Here is a 16,886-nt window from a genome sequence, read left to right on the forward strand (position 1 = left end):
TCAAAGGTAAATCATTACTGTGCGTATTATCGGCTGAAAGGCGCGTTTTATTCCATGCTCAAACCGTAAGGATTTCGTTAAGATCCTCAGGATTTCCAGCCCCCACCGAGTGCCTTGTACAGGGTGATTTTCTGGCTTAATTGGCCCAGATGCGCGCTGATCAACGACTGTTGTGCACTGTAAAGCGAACGTTGGGCAACTAACACATTGAGATAATTATCAACGCCCTGCTTATAGCGCAATTCAGAATAGTCGTAGTCACGCTGGTTCGCACCTACCTCTTTTTGCAGGGCCGTCATTTGATCCTGCCAGGTGTCCTGTCCCGCCAGCGCATCGTTCACCTCTTTAAACGCCGTTTGGATCGCTTTTTCATAGTTAGCGATCTCGATGCGTTTCTCGATATGTGCGATGTTCAGGTTAGCCTGATTTTTACCACCGTCAAAAATGGGCAGATTAATCGAGGGAACAAACGACCAGGCTCCGGTGCCAGCACCCAGCAAGCTGCCCAGCGAACTGCTGGTCGAACCGCCTGAGGCGGTCAGGGTGATGCTCGGGAAGAAAGCAGCACGCGCCGCACCAATATTGGCGTTAGCCGCTTTCAGGGTGTGCTCGGCCGCCATCACATCCGGGCGACGCGTCAGCAAATCTGACGGCAATCCGGCTGGCGTGGCCGGGAACTGCCAGTTCGCGTCCAGCGAGGCATGTGACAGCAGCGACACCGGTAAATCGGTACCCACCAGCAGACGCAATGCATCGACGTCCTGACGTACCTGGCGCGTATAGCTGGCCACGTCAGCTTCGGCAGCACGCACCGTGCTTTCCGATTCCGCCAGATCCTGATCGCTGCTGACGCCACCGTCATAGCTCATCTTGGTCAGACGGTATGAATCCTGCTGGCTCTGCGCGGTGCTTTGCGCCAGATGCAGCAGATCATTATCCGAACACAAGGTCAGCCATGCGGTCGCCACTTCGGAGATCAGCGAGATGCGGGTGGCCCGTTCCGTGGCCGCCGTGGAGAGATACGTTTCCTGGGCCTGGTCACGCAGGCTGCGCAAACGGCCAAAGAAATCCAGCTCCCATGAGGTGACGCCAAGACCGGCGTTCAGCTCATGGTAAGTCACCGGGCCGGTGGTTTTGGTGTTGTACAGATTCCCCGGCTCATGCGCCGAGGTCTGGCTCGCCGTGGCATCAATCGATGGCATCAATGCCGCACGCTGTACCGTCACATCGTTCCGCGCCTCTTCCACGTTTAGCGCCGCCACGCGCAGGTCGCGGTTGTTGTCGAGCGATAGCTGGATCAGGTTACGCATCGTGGCGTCAGCAAAGAAGTTCTGCCACGGCAGGTCCGCCACGTTGCCCACCGCCGTGGGCTGGTCGTAATGCGCATCCACCGGCATCGATGGCCGCTGGTAATGCGGCTCCATGGTACAACCGGTTAAGCCAAGTGCGGCGGCCAGCGGCAGCAACGCCCAATTGAAGGTTTTAGTTATCATGCTGCACCCCCTCTACGGATGCTTTTTTCTTACGCGCAAAGAATTGCGCCACCACCACGTAGAACATCGGCACAAAGAAGATGGCGAGGAAGGTTGCGGTGATCATCCCGCCTGCGACCGCCGTACCGATGGAGTGCTGACTGCCCGCGCCGGCACCGTTAGAAATGGTGAGCGGCAATACGCCGAGAATAAAGGCCATCGAGGTCATGATGATCGGACGGATACGCAGACGAGCCGCTTCTACCGCCGCCTCTATCAGGCTCTTGCCTTCCCGCTCGTGCAGCTCCTTGGCAAATTCAACAATCAATATGGCGTTCTTCGCCGCCAACCCGACGGTGGTTAATAGCCCAACCTGGAAGAAGACGTCGTTCTGCAAACCGCGTAACAACACGGCACAGATAGTTCCCAGTACCCCCAGCGGTACCACCAGAATCACCGAGAACGGAATCGACCAGCTTTCATACAGTGCGGCGAGACACAGGAACACCACCAGAATGGAGATGGCATACAACTGAGCCGTCTGGTTGCCGGAAGCCTGCTCCTCATAAGAGATGCCATACCACTGCACGCGGAAGCCTTTCGGCAGCTGTTGCGCCAATTCTTCCACCGCCTTCATGGCTTCACCGGTACTTTTACCCGCCGCCGGAGAACCGAGGATCTCTTCCGCCGTCAGACCGTTAAAACGTTCAAAGTGCGGCGAACCGTAAACCCAGTGCCCGGAGGCAAAGGCGGAGAAGGGCACCATGGTGCCGCTGGTGTTACGGAAGTACCATTTATTGAGGTCAGACGGCGTGACACGCGAATCCGCTTTCCCCATCAGGTACACCTCTTTCACACGGCCGTTGTACATGAACTGATTGACGTAACTGGAACCCCAGGCCACCGACAGCGTGTTGTTGATGTCGGTCATGCTCAGGCCAAGCGCACTGGCTTTTTCGTCATTGATCTCCAGTTGGTATTGCGGTTCATCGTCCAGGCCGTTCATACGGACCTGAGCCAGACGCGGATCTTTGTTCGCCAGGTCAATCAGCTGATGGGTAGCATCCATCATCTGCTGGTGGCTATGCGCACCGGTATCCTGCAAATAGAGGTCAAAACCGGTGGCGTTACCCAATTCCATGACCGCCGGAGGCACCATGGCGAAGATTTTGGCGTTTTTGTAGTTGGCAAAATGCGCCATCACCCGGTTCGCCAAATCCTGCACACTCTGCCCGCTGTGAGTACGATCGCCCCAGTCTTTCAGGCGCACAAACGCCATGGCATTACTCTGCCCACGGCCAGCGAAGTTAAAGCCCGCCACTCCGAAGGTGGTGGTGACCACCGAAGCCTCATTTTTTTGCAGGTAATCATTCAGATCGTTGATCACCTGCTGGGTACGCTGAGATGACGAGTTAACCGGCAGGGTCATCTGTACCATCATCAGGCCCTGGTCTTCGTTCGGCAGGAAGGTGGTCGGCACGCGGGTAAACAGGAAGCCGGTCACCCCGACAATCACCAGATACACCACCATAAACAGGCCACGACGCGAGATGACTTTATTCACCCCACGGGTGTAGTGCATCGCACCGCTGTCGAACTTACGGTTAAACCAACCGGCAAACCCGGTGGTTTTATGTTCCGCCGAACTGGCTTTCAGGAAGGTGGCACAGAGCGCCGGGGTAAAGATCAACGCCATAATCACCGACAGCGCCATTGCGGACACAATGGTGATCGAGAACTGACGATAGATAACCCCCGTCGAGCCGGAGAAGAACGCCATCGGCAGCAGTACCGCCGACAGCACCAGCGCGATACCGAACAACGCGCCCTGAATCTGCTGCATCGATTTGATGGTGGCGGTTTTCGGGTCGAGCTTTTCTTCGTGCATCACACGCTCGACGTTCTCCACCACCACGATGGCATCATCCACCAATAGCCCTATCGCCAGCACCATCCCGAACATCGTCAGGGTGTTGATGCTGTAACCAAAGGCGGCGAGGATACCGAACGTTCCCAGCAGCACTACCGGCACCACCAGGGTGGTGATCAGCGTCGCACGCAGGTTTTGCAGGAACACCAGCATGACGAAGAACACCAGGATCACTGCCTCGATCAGGGTTTTCACCACTTCTTCGATGGAGGCGCTGACCACCGGTGAGGTGTCATAGGGATAGGTGACTTCCACGTTATCCGGCAGCGAGTTTTTCAGATCGGCAATGGTCTGACGTACCGCTTTAGCGGTGTTCAGCTCGTTAGCACCGGTCGCCAGGCGCAGCGCGATACCGGCCGCAGGCTTGCCGTTCAGGGTGGCGTCAATGCCGTAGGTCTGTGGACCGAGGGCAACCGAGGCCACATCTTTCAGACGTACCTGCGAACCGTCGCTGTTCACTTTCAGCAGCACGTTCTCAAACTGTTTCACGGTGGTGAAACGGGTTTTACCCAGTACGGTCGCCTGGGTTTTTGCGCCCTGAATGGTGGGCAGCCCCCCTAACGAACCCGATGAAACCTGCACGTTCTGGTTGGTGATAGCGGTGCTGACATCGCTTGGCATCAGGTTGTATTTGTACAACTTGGCGGGGTCGAGCCAGATACGCATCGCATATTCGGAACCCAGCACCATAAAGTCACCGACGCCCGGGGTACGTGAAATCGGGTCTTCCAGCTTCGACACCAGCATATCGGCCAGGTCGCCGTTAGTCAGCTTGCCGTCTTTCGAAATCAGCCCCACGACCATCATGAAGTTTTTCTGATATTTACGGATACGAATACCCTGATCAGTCACATCGGTCGGCAGCTGTGATTCGGCGAGAGAGACGCGGTCCTGCACCTGTACCTGGGCGATATCCGGGTTAATACCCTGATTAAAGGTGGCGATGATCTGCGCACTACCGTCTGAGGCACTGCTCGACTCCAGATAGCGCAAACCGTCCAGGCCGTTAAGCTGCTGCTCAATCACCTGTACCACGGTATTCTGCGTGGTTTCGGCGCTGGCACCGGGATAGGTCACCGAGATGGAGACCGCTGGCGGCGAGATATTCGGATATTGGTTAACCGGCAAGTTGAGCGTAGCAATCGCCCCAACCAGCATCACAATGATCGCGATGACCCACGCAAATATGGGGCGCTCAATAAAAAACTTAGACATGACGCCCCCTTATTGTGCCGCAGCATCAGTCATGGAGAGGCTGACGGCATTGGCAGATGGCGTGTCATTGGTATTGGCGGCGGTGGTGGTCACCTTGACGCCGCTGCGAACGCTTTGCAGGTTATTCACCACCACCTTTTCACCCTCTTGCAAGCCACCGCTCACCAGCCATTCACCGTGGATCATTTCGCCGGTGCTGATGCTGCGCTGCTCAATGGTGTTGTCGCTTTTCACCACATAGACATAAGGCTGCCCTTTGGTGTCATGCATGATGGATTCCTGCGGCACCAGAATGCCCTGCTGCTGAATGCCCTGCGGGAAGCTGGCATGGACATACATGCCCGGCAGCAATTCGTTGTTGGCGTTCGGGAACACGGCACGCAGCACCACGGTACCGGTCGCGGTGTCGACGTTGACCTCCGAGAAGGCCAGCTTGCCTTGCTTGTCGTATGTGCTGCCATCTTCCAGCGATAAACCTACCGCTGCGGTGTTATCACCCACTTTGGCAATTTTGCCTTCCGCCAGTGCCCGACGCAGACGCAGCAGATCGGTGGCCGATTCATTCACATCAACATAGATCGGGTCAAGCTGGGTAATGGTGGCAAGGTAGTCAGTTTGCCCGCTGGTGACCAGTGCACCGGCGGTGTAGAGCGAACGGCTGATATGCCCGGAGATCGGCGCTTTTACCAGGGTGTAATCGAGGTTGACCTTAGCGGTTTCAACATCCGCTTTGGCTTCACGCTCCGCTGCCACAGCGTCATCGTAGGTCTGCTGACTGATGGCATGCGCGGCGGCCAGCGGCTGATAGCGTTTCGCCACCATCGCGTCGTTTTGCCAGGTGGCCATCGCTTTGTCGTAAGACGCTTTATAGGTCGCCGGATCAATCTGATACAACGGCTGCCCCTCTTTGACTTCCCCACCTTCGGTGAAGAGGATTTTTTGGATCACACCACTCACCTGCGGGCGCACCTGAGCGGTACGGACCGCATTAGTACGGCCAGGCAATTGCGTTACCAGCGTTACGGGCTCAGTTTTCAGAGTAACAACGCCGACTTGCGGTGTCGCAGACGCGGCGGGTGTCGCTCCACCCTGATCACAGGCTGCCAGTAAAAACACCACGCTGGCAGAAAGAAGTTTCAGGCGCATAGTTTTTCTCAACAAGATTGGGGAAAGTAATGAGAATGATTACTCTCAAGGAAAGTCATTGTAGGCAGGAGGCAATGGCGGAGCTGTTAAGGTTGCGTAAAACATATTTTCGAAACGAAAATGGTAAACCTTTCGTGCGATAAATCGCTGTGTTTTTTAGCTTTTCGCGGGTTTTCAGGTATGTGAAAAAGTTATCGCGCGATAAATCGCGCCGCTACGGGATCGTCGACTTTTAGCGCCACTGCTAAACTTTGTCCCCTGATGTAGCGGCGCGATTTATCGCGCTCATTACCCTTTCGGCTCAATGCCACGACGACGTAATTCACGTCGCGCCAAATCCTTTAACCAACAGGACAAGGTCACATTGTCGTCATCGGTCAGTTCGCGTAACTGATTATGCAACTCAGGATGAATACGCAGTTGAAAAGCCGCTGAGCGGCCCTCGCCTTTCGGCGTTCTGTCTTTGATTTTTGGCATAGGGTTGTCGACTCAACAAAGGCATTAAATACGCCCCTTACCTGCGCTACCAACACAGTAAGGGGCTGGCGGACCTTGATGGAATGCGACATCGCGGTGCGTTGGGTAATACGTTACACGACGAGATATTTTTTTGTTGGCGGTGGAACGTTAAGAGATAGATAAGAGGTGTGAACGATTTAGCAGGATGATAACCCGCGGTTTGACGCGGTATCACCGGTAAAAAAAACCCACGCATCTGCGTGGGTCGGTGCAACTGAACAGGGTGAGCAGCATCGGCTGCCGATCTTCACACCAATCAATACCTCTGGGACTTTTATCCTCGCATCATCGGTGTGATGACGACAGCCGAAAAACGCAACCGAATTCGGGGAAATGCAACGAGGTGTGAAAACTCCGCCACCTCGGTTACATCCTGATTTTGTTAAGATTTATCCGAAGGCGGTTTGCTGTAGATAGCATCCGGCGCAATGTTCATGTGCTTCAGTACCGGCCCCATAATGTTGCCGAATACCGGCGCAGCGACCGAGCCACCGAAGTGGTCCCCGGCGGTTGGATGGTTGATCATCACCACCAGTGCGACTTCCGGATGGCTGGCAGGGGCAATACCGGCGGTGTAGTTGACGTAGCCGCCATCGTACTTGCCGCTGGTGCCCATTTTCTCTGCCGTACCGGTTTTGGTTGCCAGGCGATAACCCGGCACCGCCGCTTTCACCCCGGTGCCGCCCGGCAAGACATCACTCTCCAGCATATGCACCACGGTTTGTACCATTTGTGGATCGGCGACCTGGGTGCCCAGCACCGGCGGTGTCACCTTGGTAATCGACAATGGTCGGTAAATACCGTAAGAGCCAAGGGTGGCGTACTCACGTGCAATTTGCAGCGGCGTGACACGTAAGCCGTAGCCGAAGGCAAAGGTGGCTCGCTCGATATCCGCCCAGCGTTCACGATGGAGCGGGAAGTAACCGATGCTTTCACCGGTCAGCCCCAGTCCGGTAGGCTTGCCCAGACCAAAGGCCTGATAAGTGTTGACCAGCGCCTCTGCTGGCATCGCCAGCGCGATATGGGAAACACCGATATCACTCGATTTCTGCAAAATCCCGGTCATGGTCAGACGCGGCCAGTGCCCCACGTCACGAATCAGATGGCCATTCACCGAATAAGGTGAGGTATCAATCACCGAGTCAGGGCGCACCAGATGACGCTCCAGACCTTCCAGCACCACCAGCGGTTTCACCGTGGAACCGGGTTCATAGCTGTCGTTAATCGCCGAGTTACGCATCTGTGCCGGGGTGGCATCGTCGTAGTTGTTGGGGTTAAACGACGGATAGGACGCCATCGCCAGAATTTCCCCGGTGTCGATTTTGATCAACACCGCGGCACCCGAATCCGCCTTATTCAGCAATACGCCGTCACGCAGTTTACTGAACAACGTGTACTGGTCGAATTTATCGATACTGAGCTGGACCGTCGGTGGCTGCTGCGGTGGCTGGTAATCAATCATCGAGATGATGTCGCCATTTTTATCCTGGCGATAGACCTCTTTGCCCTCTTCTCCCTGCAACAGGCGATCAAAACCTTTCTCCAGGCCATTCAGCCCGTTGTTATCCGCCCCAACGATACCAATCAACGGCGCGGCGGCCTCACTCATCGGGTAGAAACGGCTGTCGTCATACACCGAGCTGATGCCTTTGAGCTTCAGCGCGGCGATATCTTTGGCAATACTCAGCTCAATTTTGCGCCCCAGATAGAGGAAACGCTTTTTCGGGTTCGCGACAATCTGCTGCGCCAGCTGATCCGGGCGCATATTCAGCGCATTCGCCATGTAGGCCCATTTGGCGCTGGTAAAATCCGGGTTGCTCTCCAGTACTCGCATCGGGTCAGCGATGATGTCACGCGACGGCACGCTGAGTGCCAGCGCTTCGCCGTCGCGATCCAGCAGGGTGCCACGGTTGGTGGGCAGCGTCACGGTACGTAATGAGCGTTGATCCGCTTCATGTTCCAGCATCGGATGGTTAATCAGCTGTAAATCACCGACGCGTGCCAGCAACAAACCCAGACAGGAAAGCACACCCAAACAGATCAGGCGAAAGCGAAATGGATTAAATGGAGCTTGGATCTGGTCTTTTCCCAGAAATTTTTTTATTCGGGGCATGATATTACCGCAGCGGAATAGATAAACAGGCTATACGCAGCAGTTATAAAGAAACGCGAGGCGGGATAACAGGAAAACTGTGTTTCAGTTCGTTAGCGAAACGTGCGGGCAAAAAAAACCTGCGCATCTGCGCAGGTCGGTGTAATCAAGAAAACTTTTTGATGTTCACCCATCAATACCTCTGGGACCCTGACTGTAGCAAGGCGCAGAGACGGGATGCCATCTCTCAAACGCAACAGTTACCCGCAAAATGTAACCAGCGATGAGATTCTTACTGGATTGTGCAAACCTCATGTTTTTTGATTTCCACCAGGCAACTCATGGCATTTGGCCCCTGCGTTAACGACGAGGTGCCGATATCCAGCGTCAGCACATTCGGGTTTCCGGCGCGATCCCACGGCTGCCAGGCACCGCCAAACCCCGGGTCAAACCAAGCTCCGGTTGAGATGATGACCACTCCTGGCGTCAGGCCATCGGTCAGGCGTACCCCCGCCAACATGCGACCACGCGCGTTGCTGACTTCGATCGCATCGCCCTCCTTAATGGCACGCACTGCCGCATCCTGCGGATGCATATACAGGGTTTCTCGTCCGGCGGTTTTGTTGGCCTGCACCGTGGCGGTGGCATCGAGCTGGCTGTGCAGACGATCGGACGGTTGAATCGAGATCATATGCAGCGGGAACTGCTCGCTCAATTTTGCCCCCAGCCACTCCTGTGGCTCACGCCATTCCGGGTGGCCGGCAAAATCCTCCAACTGGTAATCCGCAATGGTCTGGCAAAACAGTTCTATCTTGCCGCTGGCGGTTTGAATCGGATTCGCCACCGGGTTGGCACGAAACGCATCCATAAATACGTAAGGTGCCCCCCCTTGCGGAATTTCGACATAGCCCCGCTGCCAGAATTCACCAAATTCGGGGAAGTGAATCCCTTTGCGCGCATGCGCCACCGCGCACTGCTGATAGAGATGCTCAATCCATTGCATCTCATTGCGGCCTTCGGTAAACACGTCGCGATAGCCGAGACGGTCGGCCAAATCGGCAAAGATATCAAAATCATGGCGCGCCTGATGTTGCGGTTTTACCGCCTGATGCATTGCCAGCACAAAGCGATCGCGCGAGGAGCCACCAATATCATTGCGCTCCAGCGTGGTGGTGGCAGGTAGCACGATGTCCGCCATCTGCGCCGCAGGCGTCCAGACGATATCCTGCACCACTACGGTATCCGGGCGCTGCCAGCCCTCAACCAGTCGATTCAGTTGCTGGTGATGATGGAACGGGTTGCCACCGGCCCAATGCACCAGATGAATGTCCGGGTAGTGCAGGGTTTCCCCCTGGAAGCGATATGGCTGGCCGGGGTTGAGCAGCATATCGCTGATGCGCGCCACCGGAATCGCCAGACCCGACGGATTCGGTCCGGTACTCATCAGCGGAGCGGGTCCCTCCTGGCGTGGGTTGCCGACGCTGTTCATCGAACCATGACCAAAGGAGAAACCGCCGCCGGGCAAGCCAGGCTGCCCCAGCATCGACGACAGCGCGATCATCATCCAGTACGGCTGTTCACCGCGATGTGCGCGCTGTACCGAATAAGAACAGGTGATAAAGCTGCGTTTACCGATCAACTGTTGGGCCAACAACGTAATGCGCGCCGCTGGGATGCCGGTGATCTGACTGGCCCACGCTGGCGATTTGGCGATACCATCGTTCTCGCCCAGCAAATAGGCCCGCAGCTGCGGCCAGCCGGTGCAGTGACTGGCGAGAAACGCCTCATCCACCGCCTGACGTCGGGTAATTTCAAAGCCCAACGCCAGCATCAGCGCCACATCCGTATTGGGACGAATCGGAATCCATTCGGCATTGACGAACGCCGGACAGTCATCACGCATCGGGCTGATGTTGATGATTGGCGTGCCTTTGGCGGTCAGCTGTTCCAGCGCCGGTTTCAGGCTGTGTTGCCCGGCCCCGCCGGAAGCCACCTGACCATTTTTCAGCGCCAGGCCGCCAAAGGCGATAAAGATCTCGGCATGTTCTACCACATCCGGCCAGTCGGTAACGCGGCCGGTCAGCGGCATGTAAGTGCCAATCACATAAGGTAAAAAGAACTGCGCCGCCCCCCAGCTGTAGTTGCCCTGTTGGTCAACTCCGCCGCCGCCCTGAAAATAGAAGCGACGGATCAGCGTGCGTGCGTGGTTCACGCGCCCGGCCGAGGACCAGCCATAGGAGCCGTTAAAAATGCCCGACGCACCGTAGCGGTCGCGTACCCGGCGATTCTCTTCCGCCACCAGGTCCAGCGCGGTGTCCCAGTCCACCGCGACAAAATCTTCACGGCCACGCAGCGTGCGATCGCTGTTCTCCCGGGATTTCAACCACGAACGGCGCACCATCGGTTGGCGGATACGTTTGTCCGAATAAACCAGCTCAGGGATGGTATTCAGCATCGGTGAGGGATCGGCATCGGCAAAGAACGGTTCGCAACCCGTGAGACGGCCATTTTCCGTCACTGCGGTAAAAGCGCCCCAGTGCGCCAGATGTGGCACGCGTGTTTTCATCATTAGAGTCCGGCAGGCAGGTGTGATTCGTTACGCCAGCATAACATGGGGGCTGCGCCGGGCTAAAGTCTGGTGCGAGCGTCTGATTTTCCGCACTTTTGCGACAGCGCTGGCATTCTGCCGGGTTGCGACGCTGGGGGATTTCCGTAACACTGGGGGGATGTGTAAACGTTTTCCCGGAAGCAGGTTAACGCATGGCTACCATTAAGGATGTTGCCAGAATGGCTGGGGTCTCGGTCGCGACCGTGTCCCGCGTGATTAATAATTCCCCCAAGGCCAGCGAGAGTTCACGCCTCGCCGTCACCATGGCAATGGAGCAGTTGCAGTATCACCCGAACGCCAACGCACGCGCGCTGGCGCAGCAATCCACCGAAACCCTCGGCCTGGTGGTCGGCGATGTTTCCGACCCGTTCTTCGGAGCCATGGTTAAGGCGGTCGATGAAGTGGCCGGTCAGACCGGCAACTTTTTGCTGATTGGTAACGGTTACCATAATGAACAAAAAGAGCGTCAGGCGATTGAGCAACTGATGCGCCATCGCTGCGCGGCGCTGGTGGTGCACGCCAAAAAGATCCCGGACGACGATCTGGAACAACTGATGAAACAGGTGCCAGGGATGGTGCTGCTGAACCGGTTGCTGAAGGGGTTTGAGTCGCGTTGCATTGCGTTGGATGACCGCTACGGTGCCTGGCTGGCAACGCGCCACCTGATTCAGCAGGGCCACACGCAGATTGCCTTTATTTGTTCCACCCACACCATTTCTGACGCCGAAGATCGCTTACAGGGTTATTACGATGCGCTGAAGGAACACGGCCTGCCAAGTAATGATCGGCTGGTCGCCTGGGGCGAGCCGGATGAAGTGGGCGGCGAACAGGCGATGACCGAATTGCTGGGCCGCGGTAAACAGTTCACCGCCGTGGCCTGTTATAACGACTCGATGGCCGCCGGGGCGCTGGCGGTACTAAGCGATAACGGTATCCGCGTGCCGGAAGAGATGTCGCTGATTGGTTTCGACGATGTGCTGGTGTCGCGCTACGTGCGCCCGCGCCTGACCACGGTACGTTACCCGATTGTGACCATGGCACAGCAAGCCGCCCAGCTGGCGTTAGCGCTGGCAAACGACCTGCCGATGCCGGAAGTGACCAATATGTTTAGCCCAACGTTGGTGCGTCGCCATTCCGTCAGCGGGCCGGGTTAAATTTTATCGTGATCCGTAAGGGCGATGAAAATCGCCCTGGGCATTCATCACAAAATTGGAATGCGACTGTTAAATATCCCTCATCTTCTTAACGTTTCTGCCGATACCTGTGCCGGACTTTTCTGGCCTTGCCAGCAAGGATCGATTGCAATTTAAGGAGGAAAGATGAGCATTTCCAGACGTTTACTTCTGGCTCTGGGTTTTATCACCGCGGTTATCATCGCGCAGGGGACGCTGGCGATCAGCTTTATCAGCGGATTTCAGGATCGCTTCGAAAATGTACAAAGCCGCGCCATTCCCTCAATCAAACTGCTGAGTGACCTCACCGACCGTAGCCAGCAACTGTGGCTGAGTTTGTATCAATATCAAAACAGCCCCACCGATTCACTTGAAGCCCAGCTGACGCAACAGATCGCCGGCATTCGTGACCAACAGCAGGCTTATCAAAACCACCATATCGCCGATGATAAAGACGCCCAACTGGCGCAACAGGCGACGGACACCCTTAAGCTGATGAACCAGCGTCTGCCCGCCTTTCTCGACGCGGTCAAAGCCAATGAACCAAACGTACTGGCCAATGCTAACGGTATAGGCGGTGCGTTGCAGACATTGATTGCCGGTTACCGCCAGCAAATGACGCTAAACATGGCGGTTGGCGATCAACTCCGCGCCACCAATCGCACCATTTTTCACTTTGTCAGTTGGGCGACGGTAGCCGGTATCACCGTCGCAGTGCTGATGATTGTGATATTTGCCTTGCTGACCATTAAGCAAATCCGCCGCAGCCTGAACAATATTTCCGCCATCATGGCGCAGGCCACCGAACATCTCGATCTGACGGTGGCAGCGGATGAGAGCCGCAATGATGAAGTGAGTAAAATGGCGGGCTCCTTTAACAAACTGATGCGACATATTTCGCAGGCGCTGACAGCAGTGAACAACGCCGCCAGCTCGGTGAGCAGCGCTTCAACGCAGATTGCCGCCGGTAATGAAGACCTGTCGGCCCGTACTGAACAGCAAGCAGCCTCACTGGAGCAGACCGCATCCAGCATGACGGAGCTGAGCGAAACGGTACGCCAGACCGCCGACCATACCCGCGATGCCACCCAACTGGCGGATAACGCCAGCACCCTGTCGCGTCAAAGCACCGAGTCGCTGAATACCATGCTCGGCACCATGAACGACATTCATTTAAGCGCCCTGAAAGTGAAAGACATTACCGGGTTGATTGAAGGCATTGCTTTTCAAACCAATATCCTGGCGTTAAACGCTGCGGTGGAAGCCGCGCGTGCTGGCGAGCACGGTAAAGGCTTTGCTGTGGTGGCCGGAGAAGTGCGTAATCTCTCGCATCGTTCCACCACCGCCGCCCGGGAAATTAAAACGCTGATTGAAGCCTCCACCAATTTGATTGAATCCGGCGCGCAGCAGGCGGCGCAGGTGGGCGATAGCATTCAGTCAGTCAATGAGGTGATAGCGAAGGTCAACCATCTGGTGAGTGAAATCTCCACCGCAGCAACCGAGCAGAGTCAGGGGATCAACCAGGTACATCGGGCGATTGACCAGATGGATGATGTGACGCAGCAGAACGCCGCGCTGGTGGAACAGGCTTCGGCGGCATCGCAATCATTGCAGGAACAGGCGGAGCATGTTTCACGCCTGGTGGGTGCATTCCGTTTACATCGCGTGTAAATCGCGCTGATACACGCGCACACGTGTATCCGGATACTCCAGCGCTTCCTCAACAAACTGCCAGCCAAAACGTTCGTAATAACCGGCGAAGGTTGACCACAACCAGAGCCGGTTGTAGCCACGCTGCCGCGCGTAGTGGATGACATGCTGTTGCAACGCCTGGCTGACGCCCTGCCCACGTGCGCTTTCGTCGATATATAACGCCGCCAGCCATGGATAGAGATCCTGACGGCTGATTAAATCACAGCGCCAGAAACCGACGGTGCCCACCGCCTGTCCCGCATCGAGCGCGACAAAGGTGATCGGGAAATCAGCGCCATTCAGGCTGCTTTGCACAATGCTGGCGTAAAACTCGCGCGTGGTCCCGGTGCCAAACGCCTGCCACAGCCAGTCGGTTATCTGTTCAGCAAACTGCGGCACTTCATTCAGTGGCAGGATCTGCATTACATCAATTTCCCCTGAAAAATTGGCACCGATTCAAACAGATAGCCGTCAAAATCTGGCGCATCAGCATCTGACAATTCCAACAGGGTGTTTTTCACATTTTCCAGATGCTGCCACATTGCCTGCCAGGACCCCATCACATCCCGGCGGCGTAAGGCGGCCAGGATGGTTTGATGATCGCCCAGCCACTTTAAACGATATGCGCGGGTTTCGAACTGTGGGCGCAGCTGCTGCCACAGCGGACTGGATTCATGATGTCGCCAGACGCTGGTGACGGTATCCAGCAGCATCTGGTTTTGCGTCGCACCGGCCAGCAGCAGATGAAATAACTTATCGTTATCCTGACTGCTGTCATTAAGCGCAATCGCCCGTTGTTCCTGCTCAAGGGTACGACGCAGGTTTTCAATATCGGCTTTGGTGGCCATTTTGGCGGCAAAGGCAGCAATATTGCTTTCCAGCAACTGACGCGCCTGTAACATCTCAAACGGGCCAACATCGCTGCGGAAAAAGGCCTCTTCCGCGTCATCGCTGTCGGAAGGGATGCGCATCACATACACACCAGAGCTTTGACGGATATCCACCGTCCCTTCCAGCTCCAGCATCAACAAGGCTTCACGCACAATGGTACGGCTGACGCCCCAGGTCTCGGCCAATTGACGCTCCGGCGGCAGACGTGAGCCAACCGGATAATGCCCATCAATGATTTGCTGGCGCAGATGTTGCCCAATTTCCTGATACTGCTTTTTCTCTTGTGGCGCTTCGGCTTTTTCCACGCTTTCACCTTTTTGCATCATGGCGCGCAAGGTTGCAGCCGCCTCCCTGGCAGGCTGCAACCTGTCTGCAATCTGGCCGCTAGTGTACCAAAGCCAGCGCCTGATCGAGTACCTTTGCACCATTCAGCGTACCGTAAGCCACGGTGTCGATCACCGCAATCGGCAGTTGATAGCTGTCGGTGAGCTTTTTGTTCTCCTCCAGCTTAAAGCGCACCTGTGGACCGAGCAGTACCACCGCGACATCGTGGCCGTAATTTTGTAGCTCTTCCCGCAGGTTTTGCTCCGGGATGGCGTATATCTGGTACTCCAGACCGCGTGCCGCCGCTTCTTTTTCCATGCGCGTCACCACCATCGAGGTCGACATCCCCGCTGCGCAAGCCAGTACGATTCGTTTCATCTTCGCGTCCTTATTTCATTTCATCATCAATGTTGACCGTCAACAGCTGGCTGTCGCGCAGCTGGCGAAACCAGTGCGCCGACCTTTTCATCCGCCGCTGGCGTTGGTTATCCAGGTCAATCTCAATTAAGCCGTAGCGATTTTTAAACGCGTTCATTGGCGAGACGTTATCGGTGAAGGCCCACAGCATGTAGCCCTGACAGTGACTGCCCGCCTCGCTGGCACGCACCGCTTGATGCAGATGCTCGGCAATGAACGCGATGCGGTAGTCGTCCTGAATCTCCCCCTGCGCATCTTTAAAGCGTGCTTCGTTTTCAATACCCATGCCGCTTTCCGCCACAAACCACGGCAGGTTGCCGTACTCCTCTTTCATGCGCATCGCCATGTCATAGATGATGCGTGGCTGAATCTCCCAGCCGCGCGAGGTATTCATGCGGCGGCCCGGCAGTTCGAAATGTTCGTAGTAATACGCGGGATGGAATGGCGTCTCCGGATGCCACGCGCGTGACGGCGCTTTTACCCGGTGCGGATAGTAGAGATTCAGCCCAACCTCATCGACGGTGTTGGCGGCAATGATCGACAGCTCCTCGGGTGTCACCTCCCATTGCACCTGATGCTTTTCCAGCAACTGCACCAGTTCGACGGGATACTCGCCTTTGATCGCCGGGTCGAGAAATACCCGGTTGTAGAACAGGTCATAGATTCTGGCTGCTTTGACATCATGCGCCGCCGACGAGCGCGGATAAGTGACTTCCGGGTTGAGGATGGTGCCCACTGTTCCGCGATAGCCCTGCTGACGGAAGAGCTGCACCACTTTCGCCGTGGCAAGATTTTTATGGTGATTCCACTGCATCCATTTGTGGGTGTTCTGCTCATACGGCCAGCGTAACGCATCAAGATAAACGCGGGTCTGCACCACAATCGGCTCATTGAACACAAACCAGCGCGTCACTTTTCCGGCATAGCGAGCAAACACCTGAGCGGCATAGCGGGTAAACAGTTCCACCACATGCTTCGATTGCCAACCGCCGTACTGTTCCAGTAACTGTAGCGGCAGTTCGTAATGTTCGAGGCACAGCATCAGTTCGATACCGTTGCGCTGCATTTCATCAATCAGTTGGTCGTAGTACGCCGCGTACTCTTCATCCACCACGGCGTTTTCGTAATCGGTGAGAAACCGTGACCAGTTGATCGACGTTCGATAGTGCGTCAAACCTGCCGCTTTCATCAGTGCCACATCTTCACGGAAACGGTTGATAAAATCCGTCGCCACCGCCGGACCGTAACCGTTATGCCAGACATGACGGTCATTGGTATACCAGGCATCCAGATACGAATCTTGCCCCGGCTTCTTGCCGCTCCAACCCTCGGTTTGCCACGCCGATGCTGCCGCACCCAAAATAAAGCCGTCCGGCAGTGGGATGTTGTAGGTACTCATGCTTGCTCC

12 protein-coding genes are annotated in these 16,886 nt (G+C 56.0%); 2 read left to right on the forward strand and 10 right to left on the reverse strand.

The genetic code is table 11. The features are described 5' to 3' along the window. Nucleotides 1-86 precede the first annotated feature (86 nt). The 6 genes from PAT9B_RS15895 to PAT9B_RS15920 form a co-directional block, all read right to left on the reverse strand. Nucleotides 87-1,493: an efflux transporter outer membrane subunit gene (locus PAT9B_RS15895; RefSeq protein WP_013510295.1), complete on the reverse strand. Its 1,407-nt coding sequence runs from the start codon at nucleotides 1,491-1,493 to the stop codon at nucleotides 87-89. Next, nucleotides 1,483-4,617 (reverse strand): efflux RND transporter permease subunit, encoded by a 3,135-nt coding sequence (locus PAT9B_RS15900; protein WP_013510296.1) that lies wholly within the window; start codon nucleotides 4,615-4,617, stop codon nucleotides 1,483-1,485. The genes PAT9B_RS15895 and PAT9B_RS15900 overlap by 11 nt, the downstream gene beginning before the upstream one ends. Nucleotides 4,618-4,626: 9 nt before the next feature. After that, nucleotides 4,627-5,763 (reverse strand): efflux RND transporter periplasmic adaptor subunit, encoded by a 1,137-nt coding sequence (locus PAT9B_RS15905; RefSeq protein WP_013510297.1) that lies wholly within the window; start codon nucleotides 5,761-5,763, stop codon nucleotides 4,627-4,629. 288 nt (nucleotides 5,764-6,051) lie between these two features. Further along, nucleotides 6,052-6,240 carry a hypothetical protein gene (locus PAT9B_RS15910; protein WP_013510298.1) on the reverse strand — a complete coding sequence of 63 codons (189 nt, stop codon included), beginning with the start codon at nucleotides 6,238-6,240 and terminating at the stop codon, nucleotides 6,052-6,054. A gap of 424 nt (nucleotides 6,241-6,664) precedes the next feature. Further along, complete coding sequence (locus PAT9B_RS15915) at nucleotides 6,665-8,395, reverse strand: penicillin-binding transpeptidase domain-containing protein (RefSeq protein WP_013510299.1); 1,731 nt, start codon at nucleotides 8,393-8,395, stop codon at nucleotides 6,665-6,667. A gap of 271 nt (nucleotides 8,396-8,666) precedes the next feature. Next, entirely contained in the window at nucleotides 8,667-10,940 is a 2,274-nt protein-coding gene (locus PAT9B_RS15920; RefSeq protein WP_041525842.1) for a molybdopterin-dependent oxidoreductase, read from the reverse strand. 194 nt (nucleotides 10,941-11,134) lie between these two features. Here PAT9B_RS15920 and galR point away from each other — a divergent pair, with 194 nt between their 5' ends. Together galR and PAT9B_RS15930 are read left to right on the forward strand one after the other, a co-directional pair. Next, a complete protein-coding gene (gene galR, locus PAT9B_RS15925; protein WP_013510301.1) occupies nucleotides 11,135-12,136 on the forward strand; it encodes an HTH-type transcriptional regulator GalR in 1,002 nt (333 codons plus the stop codon). A 165-nt stretch (nucleotides 12,137-12,301) separates the two neighbouring features. Further along, nucleotides 12,302-13,825: a methyl-accepting chemotaxis protein gene (locus tag PAT9B_RS15930; RefSeq protein WP_013510302.1), complete on the forward strand. Its 1,524-nt coding sequence runs from the start codon at nucleotides 12,302-12,304 to the stop codon at nucleotides 13,823-13,825. Here the strand turns inward: PAT9B_RS15930 and PAT9B_RS15935 are convergent. The 4 genes from PAT9B_RS15935 to PAT9B_RS15950 all read right to left on the reverse strand — a co-directional run bounded on the left by PAT9B_RS15935 (nucleotide 13,811) and on the right by PAT9B_RS15950 (nucleotide 16,877). Next, the gene (locus PAT9B_RS15935) at nucleotides 13,811-14,269 is read right to left on the reverse strand and encodes a GNAT family N-acetyltransferase (protein WP_013510303.1); all 459 of its coding nucleotides are present in this window, start codon (nucleotides 14,267-14,269) and stop codon (nucleotides 13,811-13,813) included. The genes PAT9B_RS15930 and PAT9B_RS15935 overlap by 15 nt on opposite strands. Next, a complete protein-coding gene (locus tag PAT9B_RS15940) occupies nucleotides 14,269-15,042 on the reverse strand; it encodes an FCD domain-containing protein (RefSeq protein ID WP_041525987.1) in 774 nt (257 codons plus the stop codon). Before PAT9B_RS15940 ends, PAT9B_RS15935 begins: the two co-directional genes overlap by 1 nt. Before the next feature lie 79 nt (nucleotides 15,043-15,121). Further along, nucleotides 15,122-15,439, reverse strand: coding sequence for a PTS sugar transporter subunit IIB (locus tag PAT9B_RS15945; RefSeq protein WP_013510305.1), 318 nt, complete (start codon nucleotides 15,437-15,439; stop codon nucleotides 15,122-15,124). A gap of 10 nt (nucleotides 15,440-15,449) precedes the next feature. Continuing rightward, nucleotides 15,450-16,877, reverse strand: a complete 1,428-nt coding sequence (locus tag PAT9B_RS15950) for a glycoside hydrolase family 1 protein (RefSeq protein WP_013510306.1) — start codon at nucleotides 16,875-16,877, stop codon at nucleotides 15,450-15,452. Between the last annotated feature and the right edge of the window lie 9 nt (nucleotides 16,878-16,886).

Source organism: Pantoea sp. At-9b (genome assembly GCF_000175935.2).
Taxonomy (GTDB): Bacteria; Pseudomonadota; Gammaproteobacteria; order Enterobacterales; family Enterobacteriaceae; genus Pantoea.